Source organism: Bacillus sp. P4_D3 (assembly GCF_056401855.1).
Map to the genome: position 1 here is coordinate 1 of NZ_JBFUIN010001316.1, position 556 is coordinate 556.

General features: G+C 31.1%; 1 protein-coding gene. It reads right to left on the reverse strand.

The window, feature by feature from the left end; translation table 11 throughout:
- Positions 1–556, reverse strand: a 556-nt coding sequence (locus AC1DTM_RS31065; protein ID WP_477001771.1) for a CPBP family intramembrane glutamic endopeptidase, incomplete at both ends; no start/stop codon positions are given.

The window sequence follows — 556 nt, forward strand, 5'->3', positions numbered from 1 at the left end:
CGTAAAATGCTGTAAATACACCAACTAATATTATATTGGATATTGAAAGAATTGTAATACCGGGATTAAGTAAATGAAGAAAACCGAATAAAAAGGACGTCACTATAATCCCAACCCATATACGACTTCTAACAGAAATAACTGGAAACAACCAGCCTCGTACAATAATTTCTTCCGTTGCACCTTGTACTAAAAAAGCAATTAAAGATCCTACAATACCAAATATGGCGGTTGCCGTAATTTGTTGCATTTGTAGTTTTACAATCCCTGTTAATACAAGTACAATTACTGGTATTGAAATGAAGACAAATCCTATTAACGCACCTCTCAAATACTTTCCCATCCATTGTACTTTCCAAAAACCAATGGATGAAAATGACCTTTTTTCTACAAACCTAATCCATAAAAAAATAAAAAATATAGCCCCACCAAACGTTAATATCATCTCAATATTATTATAAATTGCCTTTACAAATGATGTATCCGCTTTCGGTAAAAACAGCATAAATAACATAAAAAATTCACCTAAAGTTAAAAATACAATAGCTAGTATTAC